The sequence below is a fragment of the Psychroserpens mesophilus genome (genome assembly GCF_050617655.1).
In the GTDB taxonomy this organism is placed as follows: Bacteria; Bacteroidota; Bacteroidia; order Flavobacteriales; family Flavobacteriaceae; genus Psychroserpens; species Psychroserpens mesophilus_A.
Window position 1 is genome coordinate 87,692 of sequence record NZ_JBODQC010000005.1, and the last position, 16,841, is coordinate 104,532.

Below are 16,841 nucleotides of genomic sequence, written 5' to 3' on the forward strand. Positions count from 1 at the left end.
TTAACAGATGTGTTTTCTAAAAGCCTTATATTTACAAAAAAAATTGTAGACAATATTAAGTAAATTATAATAAAAAAACTTGCTTTAAAGCTTTATAGAATAGATGTTTGATTATTTTAATTTACCGATAGTTTATCAAAACCATTTGAAATGAAAAATTATTATCTCCTACTTGGTTTTTTGGTTACTTTTAGTGTCTCTTGGTCTCAAGAGTACAGAGAAATGATTGCCAAAGGAACTTACACTGTACAAGAAATTCAACAAAGTGCAGAAGCGTATTTTGCAGAGGTTGGTACTGAACGAGGTAAAGGTTACAAACCTTACAAGCGTTGGGAATATCAAGCCTTACAAGATATGGATGAAAATGGCATGTTACCAACACCAGAGTTTTATTATAATGAATTAATAAACTATAATAATTATGTTAATCAAAACTTTGGTGCTGCAAGAACTACTGTAGGCGCATGGCAGCCATTAGGACCAGATTACTGGAATCAAACGGCAGGCTGGAATCCAGGTGTTGGCCGTGTAACTTCAATTGCTATCGAACCTGCAAACCCAAATCATATCATTGTTGGTGCAGACACAGGAGGTGTTTGGAGATCAGTTGATGGAGGAGATAACTGGTCTGTTCTTACAGATAATTTATCAACACTTACCGTAAGTGCCTTGGCAATGAATCCAACCAACACCACAACATATTTTTGGGGTTCTACAGGAGGTACAATTTTTAGATCAACAGATTCTGGAACAACGTGGAATTTTTATTCAGATACTGGAAATGGAACTGTAAATAAAATACTAATTGATCCAAACAATACAAATAAAATGTATTGTTCTGTTGAAGGTGGAGGGATTTTTAAATCTACAGATGCTGGACTAAACTGGACTATTATAAACAATAGTGCTACTAATGGTTATGATATAGAGTTTAAGCCAGGAGATACAAACGTTATTTATGCATCTGGAAATGAGTTTTTTGTATCTACAGATGGTGGAGTTACATTTGAAAGTCCAGGAGCTTTAACGCAATGGACTCAAGAATATATTTTTGGCTCAAATAACTGGGTAACTGGAGGCTCTAACCAAGATGATTCAGTGACACCAAGAACAGGAAATGGTCTGGCCTTATGCTATATTGATGATTTTTCCTCGCCTATAACGAATTTAGTAACTCCTGGTCTAAATCTTTCAGGTGCTTCTAATCCCGTATTAAACTTCTCATATACTAACGTAAATTGGGCTGGTGATCTTGATACACTGCGTGTGTTATACAAAACTTCTATTGGAGGTTCTTGGATTGAGTTAGCTAGTTATACGGCTGAGTCTGCAACATGGAATGATATTACTTTAAATCTTTCAAACCCAAGTTCTGATTATTACATTGCTTTTGAAGGTACTGCTAATTATGGTCGAGGATTAACACTTGATGATGTTTCTATAGAAGATACAACATTAGGAACTGTTTTTGAGGATGGATTTGAAAACCTATCTAATTCATTTTCTGGTGGACCTAAAATGATTGGTGTTACAGCAGATAATCCTAATGTGGTTTATGTACTTGAGGCATCAGCTGGTGTGTTTGGAGGTTTTCATAAGTCAACAGATAGCGGAAGTACATTTACAAAATTAGATCATACGGGTAAAAATTACTTTGGTTACAGTTCTTTAGCAGATGATACTTCGGGTCAGGCACCCAGAGATATGGATATTGTTGTAAACCCTCAAAATGAAATGGATGTTCATATAGCAGGTGTATTATCTTGGCGTTCTACAGATGGAGGTGTTAATTTCGATATTACATCTCAATGGGTTCCTCAAAACGCAGCATTTGAAGATATTGGTTATTGCCATGCAGATATCGATATTATGGAATATATTGGTAACGAGACTGATGGTTATAAATTATATGTTGGTACTGATGGTGGTATTTTTGTAGCTGATAATCCACTTAATGTTACAAGTTCTTACTACAGGGACTTAACACCAGGACTCGCTATTAGACAATTTTATAAAATAGGAATCAGTCAAACAGATCCAGTCATCGTTTCTGGAGGTTCTCAAGATAATGGTACTTCTGTATTGGGAGCAGATGGTATCTGGAAAGATTGGCTTGGAGCTGATGGTATGGAATCGTTTGTTGATAAAAACAACAACAATATTTTGTATGGAACATCACAATTCGGGACACTATATAAATCGTTCAGTGGAGGTAATGCCAGAAACGGAATTCCTTCACCAGAAGAAAAATCTGGAAACTGGATAACGCCTTTCGAACAGGATCCAATTCAACAAGATGTTATTTATACAGGCTACGATGAGGTGTATAAGTCTGTTAATGGAGGTAATGATTGGGAGTCAATTTCGCAAAATTTTGGCGGAAACCTTAACCATTTAAAAATCGCACCAAATAATAACCTATACATGTATGCAGCCAGAGGTGGCAATTTATACAAAACCAACACAGGTGGTTTGATAAGTACATGGCAACAATTATCAGGATTTAATGGCTCTATTAATTCAATTGCCATACATCCAGCAGATCCAAACAAAATAGCTATTGCCACAACGAGTGCTGATAAAGTTTATGTGTCTACCAATGGTGGAGCTACATGGAGTTCTTATTTATTTAACTTACCCAATTTTAGTGCGCGTGCATTGGTTTGGGAAAATAGCAGTAACGATGGTTTATACTTAGGGATGAATTATGGCGTCTTTTATATAAACAATACGTTTACAGAATGGCAACCATTTAGTAATAATCTACCAAATGTTATTATTAGTGAGCTGGAAATCAATAATGCAGATCATAAGATTTATGCAGGTACATATGGTCGTGGACTTTGGAGTTCTGATCTTTTTGATACTACTTTAAGTGTTGATGATTTTGAACTAAACAGCATCTCAATGTTTCCTAATCCAGCAAAACATCAAATAACGCTTTCCTGGAATAAAAGTGAACAAGTGTCTGTTAAGATCTATAATTCATTAGGAAAATTAATGTATTATTCTAAAAGTCAAAATTTATTAGATACGCTAAATATCGATACATCACAATATAATTCAGGTTTATACTTTGTGTCCGTTAATAGTTTAGCTGGAGTAGTTACCAAAAAGCTCATTATTGAATAATATGATATTCATACAAAAAACAAAGCCATTTTCAATTTGAAAGTGGCTTTTTTAGCTTCATATTATATTGTAATTTCGCAACTATGGAATTCTCTTCAAAATTACTTGAAAATGCAGTTAACGAAATGTCTCTGTTACCAGGAGTAGGTAAGAGAACTGCATTGCGTTTAGTGCTTCATTTATTGCGCCAGCCAGAATCTCAAACTCTAAATCTTGCAGAAGCTTTAAAGGCTATGAGAAGCGAGATTAAATTTTGTAAAAGTTGCCATAATATAAGTGATACAGATCTTTGTGAAATTTGTGCCAGTCCTCATCGTATTGCAAATACCATTTGCGTTGTAGAAGATATAAGAGATGTTATGGCTATCGAAAACACAAGTTCATTTCGTGGTTTGTATCATGTTTTAGGTGGAAAAATTTCACCTATGGATGGTATTGGCCCAAATGAACTCAATATAAAGTCATTGGTTGATAAGGTAAAAGAAGGTCGTGTTAAGGAACTTATTTTTGCACTCGGCTCTACAATGGAAGGTGATACAACAAACTTTTACATCTATAAACAAATACAAGATTGTGAAATCATTACATCAACCATTTCAAGAGGTATTTCTGTTGGAAATGAATTAGAATATACTGATGAAATCACTTTAGGGAGAAGTATTATTAATAGAATTCCGTTTGAATCGTCTCTAAAATCATAGATGGTATTGAAATTATCTGTTATCATATTGAACTATAATGTTCGTCATTTTTTAGAGTTGTGTCTCAAAAGTGTCGAAGCGTCTTTAATGCATTTGGATGCTGAAATTATAGTTGTTGATAACCTGTCTTCAGATGATAGCTGTAACATGGTAAGGACATTGTTTCCTAAGGTAAAACTCATTGAAAATAAGGAAAACTACGGTTTTTCAAAAGGAAATAACATAGGTGTAACTCAGGCTAAAGGGAAATACATTTGTATTCTAAATCCAGATACAGTTGTAGCAGAAGACACATTTGAAAATTTACTCTTGTATGCAGATCAACAATCAAACCTCGGAATTTTAGGATGCAGACTCATTGATGGTCAAGGTAAATTTTTGCCTGAAAGTAAACGAAACGTACCAAGTCCTGTGGTAGCTATTAAAAAAATGTTAGGGCTTTCAAAATCATATTATGTGTCTGATTTAGATGAAAAAGGTATTGGAAGGTCTTCTGTTTTTGTTGGAGCATTTATGATTATAAGAAGAGATGTCTATAAAGAAGTAGAAGGGTTTGATGAAGATTATTTCATGTATGGAGAAGATATTGATTTATCATATAAGATTGAACAAGCAGGATATAATAATATCTACAATGGTAATGCGACTGTAATTCATTTTAAAGGAGAAAGCACTCTTAAAAATCAAACTTATGCAAACCGTTTTTATGGAGCCATGCAGATTTTTTACAATAAACATTTTAAATCCAATATTGTTTTTGATACTTTGGTATGGTTCGGAATTAAAATAGGAATGTTATTTTCGAAAACACCTGAAACAATTCAGTCAAATCCAAAACAGACAATTCTTATTGCATCAGAATATAATGCCTCCATTGAAGGCGCAATCAACCAAAAGATAATCTGTCAGAACGACATAAAAGCCTATAATGCTGATACAGAGTATGTTTTAGATAATAATAGTCTTAGTTTTAAGTCAATCATCGAAATCTTATCCAATACACCTAAAAATTGTACTGCGACCTTCAAAATTCTACCAAAAAATTCTAACTTTATCATCGGAAGTAATAGCTCTAAAACGAGAGGTGCTGTTATACAACTCCACAATAATTAATTGAAAAAATCGCAACGATTGTATTGATTTTTCATTAATTTTGCAATCGTTAAACCAAATATTGACGCTAGATTACAGATATGGCAAAATTTGAACTAAAGCTTCCTAAAATGGGAGAAAGTGTTGCAGAAGCAACTATAACATCTTGGTTAAAAGAAGTAGGAGATACTATTGAAGCTGATGAGGCAGTATTAGAAATTGCTACAGATAAAGTAGATAGTGAAGTGCCTAGTGAAGTAGATGGTGTTTTAATTGAAAAATTATTCGACGTTGATGATGTCGTACAAGTTGGTCAAACCATTGCTGTTATCGAAATTTCAGGAGACGACAGTGGCGCTGATGAAACTCCAAAATCTGAACCTGTAAAAGAAGATATTCAAGAAACTCCTGCTGTTGCAGAAGTAGCAAAAACTGTTGTAGCTGCAAAAGAAACGGCTGCACCAATTGTGAATTCCGAAGAACGCTTTTATTCGCCTTTAGTGAAAAACATGGCAAAACAGGAAGGGATTTCCCAATCCGAATTAGATAGTATTGAAGGATCAGGAAAAGAAGGACGTGTCACTAAAAATGATATGCTGTCTTACATCGAAAAGAGAGATTCAAAACCTCAGACTGCACCTGCTAAAACTGAAGAAGCTCCTAAAGCTGCTCCAGCAGCTAAACCTGCAGAGTCAAAACCCTCTCCAGCTCCAGTAATGGCAAGTGGTGATGATGAAATCATAGAAATGACCAGAATGGGCAAATTAATCGCTCATCATATGGTTGAGTCTGTTCAAACTTCTGCTCATGTGCAAAGTTTTATAGAAGCAGATGTGACTAACATCTGGAATTGGCGTAAAAAAGTCAAAGATGGATTCTTTAAGCGCGAAGGTGAAAATTTAACCTTTACACCAATATTTATGGAAGCTGTAGCTAAGGCTCTACGTGATTTTCCAATGATGAATATCTCTGTTCAAGGTGATAATATCATCAAGAAAAAGCATATCAATTTAGGAATGGCAGCCGCTTTAGGTGATGGAAATTTAATTGTTCCGGTTATAAAAGATGCAGATCAACTTAACTTGGTTGGTATGACTAAAAAAGTAAACGATTTGGCAACTCGAGCTAGAGAAAACAAATTGAAACCAGACGATATTCAAGGAGGAACTTACACTGTTACGAATGTGGGTACTTTTGGAAGCATTATGGGAACACCGATTATTAACCAACCTCAAGTAGGTATTTTAGCGCTTGGTGCTATTAGAAAAGTACCAGCCGTTGTTGAAACACCTGAAGGTGACTTCATTGGAATCCGCTACAAAATGTTTATGTCTCATTCTTACGACCATCGTGTTGTTAATGGAGCACTTGGCGGACAATTTGTGAAGGCTGTAAAAGATTATTTAGAAGCTTGGGATTCTAATAGAGAAATATAGGTTTGTCATTCCTACGAAGGCAGGAATCTTAATATAGAAAAGCAAAAAGCACAATTTTAGGATTGTGCTTTTCTGTTTATTCTATTTATATTTACCCAAAAATTAGCCTAATGCAACTCAATCTTTCAAAACCCATCTGTTTTTTCGATTTAGAAACTACAGGAATTAATATCACGAACGACCGGATTGTCGAAATATCTATTCTTAAAGTTCATCCAAATGGAAAAGAGGAAAGCTATACACAACGTGTCAATCCAACCATTCCTATTCCGTATGTGGTAACTCAGGTACATGGTATTTCTGATGCTGATGTGGCAGATAAACCAACGTTTAAAGAGATTGCCAAAGAAGTGCATAACATGATTAAGGATTCCGATTTAGGAGGCTTTAATTCTAATCGTTTTGATATTCCATTACTTGCTGAAGAAATGCTTCGTGCTGAGGTTGATTTCGACATGAAAAACACGCAATCCATTGATGTACAAACTATCTTTCATAAAATGGAACAACGTACATTAAGTGCAGCCTATAAATTTTATTGTGATAAAAGCCTTGATGATGCTCATAGTGCTGAAGCAGATACACTTGCTACTTACGAAGTGTTAAAAGCTCAGTTAGATAAATATGAAGAGTTAGAAAATGATTCTAATTTTTTAGCAGAATTTAGTTCACGTAAAAAGTTTGCAGATTTTGCTGGTTTTATAGGTTATACTAAAGAAGGAGAGGAGTGTTTTGCTTTTGGAAAACATAAAGGGAAATTGGTAACAGAAGTCTTAGAAAACGAACCTGGTTATTTTGGTTGGTTATTAAATGCAGATTTTCCATTGTATACTAAAAAGGTGTTAACAGCCATAAAATTAAGAGCTTTTAATAATAAATTGCTCTAATTGCCATTCCTGCGACGGTAGGAATCTATCCATACATATATAGAAAATTAAAACGAAAAATTCCTGTCTTTTCAGGGAATCACAGAAAGTATGAAATTAATTTGCATAGGTCGTAATTATACAGAGCATATTAAAGAGTTGGAAAACGAAAAACCAACAGATCCAGTCGTGTTTTTAAAACCTGACACGTCTATATTATTGAAAAAACAACCGTTTTTTATTCCAGATTTTTCTGAAGATGTGCATCATGAAGTAGAAGTATTAGTTAAAATTAACAAGGTTGGAAAACATATTGCTAAAAAGTTTGCACACAAATATTATAATGAGATTGGTTTAGGGATCGACTTTACAGCTCGAGATTTACAATCAAAACTGAAAGCAAAAGGTTTGCCATGGGAAAAGGCTAAAGCCTTTGATGGTGCAGCAGTCATAGGAGATTGGCTATTAAAAGAGGATTTTGAAGATTTAAATAACATCAATTTTAGTTTGCAAAAAAATCAAACAATTGTACAAGAGGGAAATACAAGCTTGATGTTCTACAAAATTGATGAAATTATCGAATATGTCTCAAAATATTTTACTTTAAAGATTGGAGATATTATATTTACGGGAACTCCTGCTGGAGTTGGCAGAGTAATTGCTAATGACAAACTAACAGGATTTATAGAAGACAGACAATTGTTTTCGATAACAGTAAAATAGATGGAACAACATTACAAATTATACAGAGTACGTGAATTGGCAGATAATGACGAAGATTTCGTTGCTGCATTAGCAGTTGCATTTCTGGAAGAAGTCCCAGTGGATGCAGAGCGTCTCAAAAAAGCAGTAGCAGAGCAAGACTACTATAATGCCTATCAGGCTGCTCATAAAATGAAACCAACTGTAGATCTATTTGAACTTGGTGTACTTCAAGACCTTATTGTAGTGCAAGATTGGGGCAAATTTGAAAAATCGGGTGAGGATTGTAACAAAGAACTAGAATTAGTGCTTTCCGCAGTAGAGAAAGCAACAGCAGAACTCAAGGAAGATTTCAATATATAATGCAAGCAGAAATAATTACCATTGGTGATGAGATTCTCATCGGTCAAATCGTAGATTCTAATTCCGCATTTATAGCAAAACAGTTAAATAAAATTGGTGTTTCAGTATATCAAATTACCTCTGTTCAAGATGATAAATCACATATTTTAAAATCTTTAGCAGAAGCAGAAGTCAACGCAGATATTATAATCCTTACAGGTGGTTTAGGTCCAACAAAAGACGATATTACCAAAAGTACCATTGCAGAGTATTTTAACGATACACTCATAGAAGATCGTTCTGTTCGAAAAAACATTGAGCATCTTTGGGAGGTCTTTGTGAAAAAACCTCTGATGCAAGTCAATATAGACCAAGCATTAGTGCCATCAAAAGCCAGTGTATTGATGAATAAATACGGCAGTGCTCCAGGCATGTGGCTTGAAAAAAACAATAAAATTTTTATTTCCTTACCAGGTGTTCCTTATGAAATGAAAGCATTGATTACCGATGAAGTCATTCCGAAATTAAGAACCTGTTTTAAATTTCCATATATACAGCATAAAACATTTTTAACGTATGGTTTAGGTGAGAGTTCTCTTGCGGAACGCATTGAAACGTTTGAAAATGAATTACCAGAATTTGTCAAATTAGCATATTTGCCAAGCTTAGGTCGTGTACGTTTACGGTTGTCTGCTAAAGGTCATGATAAAATGACTATTGAAACTGAAATCCAAAAACAAACCAATTTATTACTGCCTCAAATAGAAGATATATTTGCGGGTTTTGAAGAAGATATATCTATTGAAGCAGTCATTGGTAAATATCTGACTGAAATTGGTAAAACTGTTGCAACAGCCGAAAGTTGTACAGGAGGTATGATTGCTGAGCGATTTACAGCAAATGCTGGAGCTTCAAAATATTTTAAGGGTAGTATTGTGAGCTATACTAAGGAGATTAAAGTTAATGTTCTTAAGGTTTCTGAAGACTTAATTGATAAATATTCTGTAGTAAGTGCAGAGGTTGCAGAAGCCATGGCAAAAAACGTCTTGAAGATTTTGAATACAGATTTTGCTATTGCTACCACAGGTAATGCTGGGCCAACAAAAGACGATACAGATGAAGGTATTGGTGTCGTTTTTATAGCTATTGCTATAAAAGATAAGGTGTATTCAGAACAATTTAGCTTTGGAAATCATCGTGTTAAAGTGATAAATAGAACAACAAATAAAGCTTTCGAAATGCTACAAAAAGAAATTTTAAAAAAGTAGCACTATTAGTTTGTTGATATTGTAAAGATTTACTAAATTTGCAGCCTGTTTTAAAATAACATAATTAAAGTCAGAGAGAAATGTCAAGAGTTTGTGAACTTACAGGAAAAAAAGCGATGGTTGGAAACAACGTATCGCATGCAATGAATAAAACGAAGCGTAAATTTAATGCTAACTTAATTAAGAAGCGTTTCTTTATTCCTGAAGAAGATAAGTGGGTTACCTTAAAGGTATCAACTTCAGCATTAAAAACTATCAATAAAATTGGTATTTCTGCTGCATTAAAAGAAGCTAAATCTAAAGGATTTTTAAAATAATAGCGTAACAGCTTAAAGTCACCTAAAATGGCAAAAAAAGGAAATAGAATACAGGTAATATTAGAATGTACAGAGCACAAAGAATCTGGTCAGCCAGGAACGTCTCGTTACATTACAACAAAAAATAAAAAAAATACGCCAGATAGAATGGAGATTAAGAAATTTAATCCAATTCTAAAGCGTATGACAGTTCATAAAGAAATTAAATAATTAAGTCATGGCAAAGAAATCAGTAGCATCATTACAAACAGGATCTAAAAGACTTACAAAAGCGATTAAAATGGTAAAGTCTCCAAAAACAGGCGCTTACATGTTTGTTGAGTCAGTAATGGCACCAGAGTTTGTCAATGATTTTTTAAACAAAAAATAATTTAGTCATTTTGGTCTAAATACGAACTGCTTTCAAATTTGAAAGCAGTTTTTTTATGGCTATATTTGAGTGTTTTACTGCCATTTTAGCAGTGTAATTTTAAGGCAAGGAATTTGCTTTGTAACTTTGAGAAGTCACATTCTCTACAACAACGAACAACTAAACCAAAAACCACCAAACATTAAAATGAGCTTTTTTAAAAAAATATTTTCTTCAGAAAAAAAAGAAACCTTAGATAAAGGCTTAGAGAAATCGAAAACGTCATTTTTCTCTAAATTAAATAAAGCAGTTGCAGGAAAATCTAAAGTTGATGATGATGTCTTAGATAATCTAGAGGAAATTTTGGTTAGTAGTGATGTTGGTGTTAACACCACTTTAAAAGTTATTGAACGAATTGAAGAGCGTGTGGCAAGAGACAAATATTTAGGAACTTCAGAACTTAACCAGATATTAAGAGATGAAATTGCTGGTCTTTTATCTGAAACGAATTCTGGTGAAGAGACTGATTATGTGATTCCTCAACTACCAAAACGGTCAGATAATTCTAAAACACCTTATGTATTAATGGTTGTTGGTGTAAATGGTGTTGGAAAAACCACAACCATTGGTAAACTGGCTTATCAGTTTAAAAAGAAAGGATTAAAAGTGGTTCTTGGAGCTGCTGATACGTTTAGAGCAGCTGCAATAGATCAACTACAAGTTTGGGCAGACCGTGTAGATGTGCCTATGATCAGACAAGAAATGGGTTCTGATCCTGCAAGTGTGGCTTTTGATGCATTACAATCTGGAGTTAATCAGGATGCCGACGTTATTATTATTGATACTGCCGGGCGTTTACACAATAAAATTAATTTAATGAACGAGCTGACAAAAGTAAAGCGTGTCATGCAAAAAGTGATTGGAGATGCTCCTCATGACGTGCTTTTAGTACTTGATGGCTCTACTGGTCAAAATGCTTTTGAGCAAGCTAAACAATTTACAGCTGCTACAGAAGTGACCTCCTTAGCTGTTACGAAGCTTGATGGAACAGCCAAAGGTGGTGTTGTGATTGGAATCAGTGATCAGTTTAAAATTCCTGTGAAATATATTGGAGTTGGTGAAGGTATCGAAGATTTGCAAGTCTTCAATAAATACGAGTTTGTAGATTCGTTCTTTAAGTAATACATTGCTGTGCAAACAGGAGTAAACTTATAATGACTACAGGTTTCAATTTTAAGAATCACAACTTTTTAAAGTTGGTAACTCTTGTAATCTTAACGCTTTCGATTTTAATGTTTGTAAAATACTTTGAACCTCTTTCAAGAATTATTTTTAAATCTGAAAACCCATTACTAACAAAGTATATATCTTATTATATTGCTTTTCTATCATGTTTTATTCTGTCATTCTTTGTAATTATAATGAGTTTATCTGGACGCATGTTAACAACCAGATATTATCCTTTTAAAATGGTTTACTCTTTGTTAGGTATGTGAGGCTTGTTCTTCTTATTTCAGTCAAATATCTATGAATTACTTATGCATATAAATCCATATGCTTCGTGATATGATTTAATGTCTATTTCGTATTTTTATCAAAAATAAAACTATGAGATATTTACTTTTACTTTGCTTAATATTTGTCGCATTCTCTTGTAAGAAAGACGATAAAAAAACAGAATCTGTTGTAGAGCCTTCTACAGATATCAGTGCTATTTCAACTAAAGATTTTAGAGATTTTAAAGTATTAGATTCTAAATTGATCAATAATGAAATAATTTGGAAAGAATTAGACGAGCAATTAAAAGATTTTTCAGAAGAAAAGTATAATGTCCTTAAACCCTTAATACTGGATCAAGATATTCCAACTTTGCAAAAGCATATAACTGATGGTAAATTAAGTTATGAGGTGTTAACTAAGTTTTATTTATTTCGTATTAAAACGTATGATAGAGAGAATGATTTGGCTTTAAACTCAGTAATTTCTTTAAATCCTAAGGCAATTGATGAGGCAAGGCAAAAAGACCGAGAATTTTTAAATAAAAAAATGAAACATCCCGTATTTGGAATGCCAGTTTTATTAAAAGATAATATCAATACTGTGGAAATGCCAACAACAGCAGGAGCTTTTGCTTTACATCAAAACTTTACAGAAGATGCTTATATTACTAAAGCACTCAAAAATTCTGGAGCTATTATTTTGGGTAAAGCTAATCTTAGTGAATGGGCTTATTTTTTCTGCGGTGAATGTCCTAGTGGTTATAGTGCAGTTGGCGGACAAACATTAAATCCGTACGGACGAAGAACCATCGATACTGGTGGATCAAGTTCTGGAAGCGGAGTAGCTGTTTCAGCTAACTTTTGTGCTGCGGCTGTTGGTAGTGAAACTGCAGGATCAATTTTATCACCTGCCAGTCAGAATTCTGTAGTGGGTTTAAAACCGACAGTTGGATTACTGAGCAGAACTGGAATTATTCCAATTTCTTCAACACTGGACACACCAGGTCCAATTACAAAAAACGTTACAGATAATGCCATTATGTTAGATGCCATGAAAGGTTTCGATTCAAACGATTTTAAATCTATAAAGCCAAGTTCAGAACCCTATTTTAAAGACTTTTCAACTGGTAATTTAAAAGGTAAACGCTTTGGAGCATTTAAAGAGTTGCTAAAAGATTCACTATATGTAAATGCTGTGGCTGTGTTAAAACAACAAGGAGCTGAAATTGTTGAAATCTCTGAGGAAGAGATTGAATTACCTGATTTTTTAAGACTATTAAATTTAGATATGAAGGTAGATTTAGCTACTTATTTTGAAACGTCTGCCAGTCAAAACATACCTTATAAAACCATTGAAGATGTGATGAATTTTAATCTGGAAAATTCTGAAAAAGCAATGCCTTATGGGCAAAAGCTATTCGAAGGTGTGTCTAATGATAAAAGTACCAAAGAAGCATTTGAAACTATTAAAAACACATTGAAAACAAATGGCAGACAGTTTTTTAATATTCCTATGGAGAGTCAAAACCTCAATGGAATTTTATCCATAAATAATTATCATGCTGGTGAAGCTGCAGTTGCAGAGTATCCAGCGATTACAGTCCCTATGGGTTACACTAAAAAAGGAGAACCAAAAGGGCTGACTTTTATATCGAAGCCACTGTCAGAATATGCATTATTGCAATGGGCTTATGTGTATGAGCAAGCATCTAAAATGAGAGTGATGCCTGAAAGCTATAATTAATTAATAACAGCATTAATTTTCTCCCAAAGATTATCGTCAAAATTAGACAAGGCAAAGTTGGTGTCATCAGCAGCTTCTCCCATTCTGACAATGACTAAATTTTTACTAGGAACAATATAGATTTTTTGATCATCTCTACCCAAAGCACAATACATGTCATTAGGTGCATTTGATATTAGTGTTCCGGGAAATTCAAGTTGACTTTGGGGTAAATGATAACTAGTTTTTCCATTAAGCCACCATAAATAACCATAGGCTTCGTTAATGTTTTGTGATGTATTCGTAGCGTCATTCAAAAATGATTCTGAGACAATAATATTGTCCTCCCATTTTCCTCTTGCCGAAATCAGTAATCCGAAACGAGCCATACTTCTCGTATTACTCCAATACACATTTAAATTTCCAAATGGAATCCAGCTACCTGTCATTCCTATTTTATTTTTAAGTTTAGTTTCAAAATATGTATCCCAATTCGTATTACTGGCTTGAGTCACTACATCCTGTATTTTTAAAAATACATTATGATAAGCCCAACGGGTTCCAGCATCAGCTGCATATTGAAGTGCATCTGGTGTGATTTCTTCTCCCAGACTATCATCTAAACCTGTAGACATAGACAATAAATGTTTATTTGTAATTAGGTTTTCTTTTTCCAGATTAACACTTGTCCAGCCTGTTCCTAAATAATCCGATACCTTATTGTTTATGTCAATTAATCCCTCATCTTGAGCAATTCCAGATGTTGTTGATGTTAAGGTTTTGCCTGCACTTGCCCAATACCAAGGAGAAGCTTCTGTATGATTGTTCATGTATTGTTCTACTACAATTTTTCCATTGTGAAGCATTATAAAACCTTTAGTATGTTTTAGCTCTAAAAAATCCAGTAGCTGCTGTAATTGATTTTCATTCCATCCTGCTTCAGAAATAGTCTTTGTTTCCCAAACATCAGAATTTATTGGAGGAAAATATAATGTTTCAGGTTGAGGATTTTGCTCTATTGTGATGCGATCTTCTTCCGAAGAACAATTTAAAAACATAAAAAAACAAAACAAAAGACACAAAAAGACTGTTGGTTTCATATATGAGGTTTTGTGTTTAGACCTTTTGAACAGATAAAGGTTTAATCATTTAGACACAAATATATCACAAATCATTACGTATCTTTGCCCACTGAAATTTGATTATGAGAACTAAATCGCTAAAGAAAAATAGAATTAATGTCGTTACACTAGGCTGCAGTAAAAACGTGTACGATAGTGAAGTACTGATGGGACAATTGAAAGCCAGTGGTAAAGATGTTGTGCATGAGGAAGAAGGAAATGTTGTTGTAATCAATACTTGTGGCTTTATCAACAATGCTAAAGAGGAAAGTGTAAATACCATTTTGGAATTTATGCAAAAAAAAGAAGCGGGAGACGTTGATAAAGTTTTTGTAACAGGATGCTTAAGTGAACGCTATAAACCTGATTTACAAAAAGAAATTCCGAATGTAGATCAGTATTTTGGTACTACTGAATTACCGCAACTATTAAAAGCTTTAGGTGCAGATTATAAGCATGAGTTAGTAGGTGAACGATTAACTACAACACCTAAAAATTATGCGTATTTAAAAATTGCTGAAGGTTGTGACAGGCCTTGTAGTTTTTGTGCAATTCCTTTAATGAGAGGGAAGCACAAAAGCACACCAATTGAAGATCTCGTTACTGAAGCTGAAAAATTAGCAGCAAATGGTGTTAAAGAACTCATTTTAATCGCTCAAGATTTGACTTATTATGGTTTAGATCTCTATAAGAAACGTAACTTAGCAGAATTGTTAGAACACTTGGTAAAAGTTGATGGTATTGAGTGGATTCGTTTGCATTATGCCTTTCCTACTGGTTTTCCGATGGACGTATTGGACGTCATGAATCGAGAACTAAAGGTTTGTAATTATCTGGATATTCCGCTACAACATATTTCAGATTCTATCTTAAAAAGTATGCGTCGTGGTACAACTAAAAATAAAACCACAACTTTACTTAAAGAATTTAGGGCTAAAGTTCCTGAAATGGCTATTAGAACAACATTAATTGTTGGTTATCCAGGTGAAACACAAGAAGATTTTGAAACGCTTAAAGATTGGGTTAAGGAAATGCGTTTTGAGCGTTTAGGGTGTTTTACCTATTCTCATGAAGAAAACACATATGCCTATAATTTGGAAGATGATGTGCCAGAAGATGTAAAAATCGACAGAGCGAATCAGATTATGGAAATTCAATCTCAGATTTCTTGGGAATTGAATCAGGCTAAAATCGGACAAGAATTTAAGGTTGTCATCGATAGAAAAGAAGGTAACTATTTTGTTGGTCGTACAGAATACGATTCTCCAGATGTAGATAATGAAGTCTTAATTGATGCCACAAATACCTATTTAAAAACTGGAGAATTTACTACTGTAAAAGTTGTTGAAGCTGAAGACTTCGATTTATATGCTGAGGTTGTGAATTAAACCATACGGTTTATAGTATTAGCAACCATCTCTTGGTCCAAATGTAAATACGAATTCATAATCTAATTGTTCACCTTCAGAAGTTTTAGCAGGAGTCCATTCGCCTGGAATGCTTTTAATAAGTTCCATCAGTTTTTTATCTAAAGATGGATATCCAGTTGTCATGGCATCGTGTTTTATGTTTGAGATTTGTCCTTCTTTGGTTACTACAAATGCTATTTTAATAGCTCCGAGTTCTTTATTTTCTATGATGTTCAAATCATTAATACTATTATCTTTAAGATAGTTGATAAGAGCCTCTTTCCCATCATTATATCTTGCTTGATGGTATGGAACAACAGTGATGTGTGGACTAAAAAGGCGATCTTCTAATTTACCCGTTTTCTCATTTTTTCCTTTAAACTTTGTTCTTACAGTGAAATGATCAAAGTAGGTTGTAGATTTTATTAGTTTTATTTGAGCGTCAGTTAATTGCTCATCATTTCCATATTCAGCTGAGTCTGATAGTCTATTATTTTTAATTTTAACAAGCTTCACAGAATTGATTTCTACTATTTGTTGTTTTTCTCCTTCATTAAGAAAGTCATAAATCGTTGTAGCACTATCAATATCTGATTTTTTTATGGCAGCAAATCGCGTATCGACACCATAGTATAAATCAGGAAGGTTTCTTTTAACATTTTGGTCGAAAGCCAGAATTGCGCTATCTGATGATTTTATCTTTTCAATTTTAGTAGTGTTCCAATTAGTGAAGCCAAAAAAGGCTAAGCTCATAAGGGCTAATACTGTGCTAAAAATAATGATGTTCTTTTTCATACCTGAGTTCGATTTTTGATTAACGTCACTCAAAAGTACTATAGTTGCTAACTGATAACGCTACATTGAATGTAAAAAAAGTGTGAATT

16 protein-coding genes are annotated in these 16,841 nt (G+C 33.8%); 14 read left to right on the forward strand and 2 right to left on the reverse strand.

The features are described 5' to 3' along the window. Nucleotides 1-150 precede the first annotated feature (150 nt). From ACRHNM_RS10540 to ACRHNM_RS10600, 13 genes are all read left to right on the forward strand, one after another. On the forward strand, nucleotides 151-3,132 hold the full coding sequence (locus tag ACRHNM_RS10540; RefSeq protein WP_431136353.1) for a VPS10 domain-containing protein: 2,982 nt from the start codon (nucleotides 151-153) through the stop codon (nucleotides 3,130-3,132). A gap of 83 nt (nucleotides 3,133-3,215) precedes the next feature. Continuing rightward, a complete protein-coding gene (gene recR, locus ACRHNM_RS10545; protein ID WP_431136355.1) occupies nucleotides 3,216-3,833 on the forward strand; it encodes a recombination mediator RecR in 618 nt (205 codons plus the stop codon). Nucleotides 3,834-3,839: 6 nt separating this feature from the next. Further along, a complete protein-coding gene (locus tag ACRHNM_RS10550; RefSeq protein ID WP_431136357.1) occupies nucleotides 3,840-4,946 on the forward strand; it encodes a glycosyltransferase family 2 protein in 1,107 nt (368 codons plus the stop codon). 80 nt (nucleotides 4,947-5,026) lie between these two features. Continuing rightward, on the forward strand, nucleotides 5,027-6,361 hold the full coding sequence (locus ACRHNM_RS10555; RefSeq protein WP_431136359.1) for a dihydrolipoamide acetyltransferase family protein: 1,335 nt from the start codon (nucleotides 5,027-5,029) through the stop codon (nucleotides 6,359-6,361). A gap of 110 nt (nucleotides 6,362-6,471) precedes the next feature. Continuing rightward, a complete protein-coding gene (locus ACRHNM_RS10560) occupies nucleotides 6,472-7,248 on the forward strand; it encodes an exonuclease domain-containing protein (protein ID WP_431136361.1) in 777 nt (258 codons plus the stop codon). Nucleotides 7,249-7,338: 90 nt separating this feature from the next. Further along, nucleotides 7,339-7,950 (forward strand): fumarylacetoacetate hydrolase family protein, encoded by a 612-nt coding sequence (locus tag ACRHNM_RS10565; RefSeq protein WP_431136363.1) that lies wholly within the window; start codon nucleotides 7,339-7,341, stop codon nucleotides 7,948-7,950. Next, a complete protein-coding gene (locus ACRHNM_RS10570; protein ID WP_431136365.1) occupies nucleotides 7,951-8,292 on the forward strand; it encodes an Hpt domain-containing protein in 342 nt (113 codons plus the stop codon). It begins immediately after the preceding gene. Further along, entirely contained in the window at nucleotides 8,292-9,539 is a 1,248-nt protein-coding gene (locus tag ACRHNM_RS10575) for a competence/damage-inducible protein A (protein ID WP_431136367.1), read from the forward strand. The genes ACRHNM_RS10570 and ACRHNM_RS10575 overlap by 1 nt, the downstream gene beginning before the upstream one ends. Nucleotides 9,540-9,619: 80 nt before the next feature. Beyond that, nucleotides 9,620-9,856, forward strand: coding sequence for a 50S ribosomal protein L28 (rpmB, locus tag ACRHNM_RS10580; RefSeq protein WP_040251681.1), 237 nt, complete (start codon nucleotides 9,620-9,622; stop codon nucleotides 9,854-9,856). 27 nt (nucleotides 9,857-9,883) lie between these two features. Continuing rightward, complete coding sequence (rpmG, locus tag ACRHNM_RS10585) at nucleotides 9,884-10,066, forward strand: 50S ribosomal protein L33 (RefSeq protein WP_007648529.1); 183 nt, start codon at nucleotides 9,884-9,886, stop codon at nucleotides 10,064-10,066. Between the two features lie 7 nt (nucleotides 10,067-10,073). After that, nucleotides 10,074-10,226, forward strand: coding sequence for a DUF4295 domain-containing protein (locus ACRHNM_RS10590; RefSeq protein WP_008271041.1), 153 nt, complete (start codon nucleotides 10,074-10,076; stop codon nucleotides 10,224-10,226). Nucleotides 10,227-10,412: 186 nt separating this feature from the next. Next, on the forward strand, nucleotides 10,413-11,387 hold the full coding sequence (gene ftsY / locus ACRHNM_RS10595; protein ID WP_431136370.1) for a signal recognition particle-docking protein FtsY: 975 nt from the start codon (nucleotides 10,413-10,415) through the stop codon (nucleotides 11,385-11,387). Nucleotides 11,388-11,813: 426 nt separating this feature from the next. After that, a complete protein-coding gene (locus ACRHNM_RS10600) occupies nucleotides 11,814-13,448 on the forward strand; it encodes an amidase family protein (protein ID WP_431136372.1) in 1,635 nt (544 codons plus the stop codon). Here ACRHNM_RS10600 and ACRHNM_RS10605 read toward each other — a convergent pair. Then, nucleotides 13,445-14,527, reverse strand: coding sequence for a serine hydrolase domain-containing protein (locus ACRHNM_RS10605; protein ID WP_431136374.1), 1,083 nt, complete (start codon nucleotides 14,525-14,527; stop codon nucleotides 13,445-13,447). The genes ACRHNM_RS10600 and ACRHNM_RS10605 overlap by 4 nt on opposite strands. Nucleotides 14,528-14,631: 104 nt before the next feature. Between ACRHNM_RS10605 and rimO the strand changes: the two genes are divergently transcribed. Beyond that, a complete protein-coding gene (gene rimO, locus ACRHNM_RS10610; RefSeq protein ID WP_431136376.1) occupies nucleotides 14,632-15,936 on the forward strand; it encodes a 30S ribosomal protein S12 methylthiotransferase RimO in 1,305 nt (434 codons plus the stop codon). 18 nt (nucleotides 15,937-15,954) lie between these two features. Here rimO and ACRHNM_RS10615 read toward each other — a convergent pair whose 3' ends face one another. Further along, nucleotides 15,955-16,752 (reverse strand): hypothetical protein, encoded by a 798-nt coding sequence (locus ACRHNM_RS10615; protein WP_431136378.1) that lies wholly within the window; start codon nucleotides 16,750-16,752, stop codon nucleotides 15,955-15,957. Nucleotides 16,753-16,841: the final 89 nt, after the last annotated feature.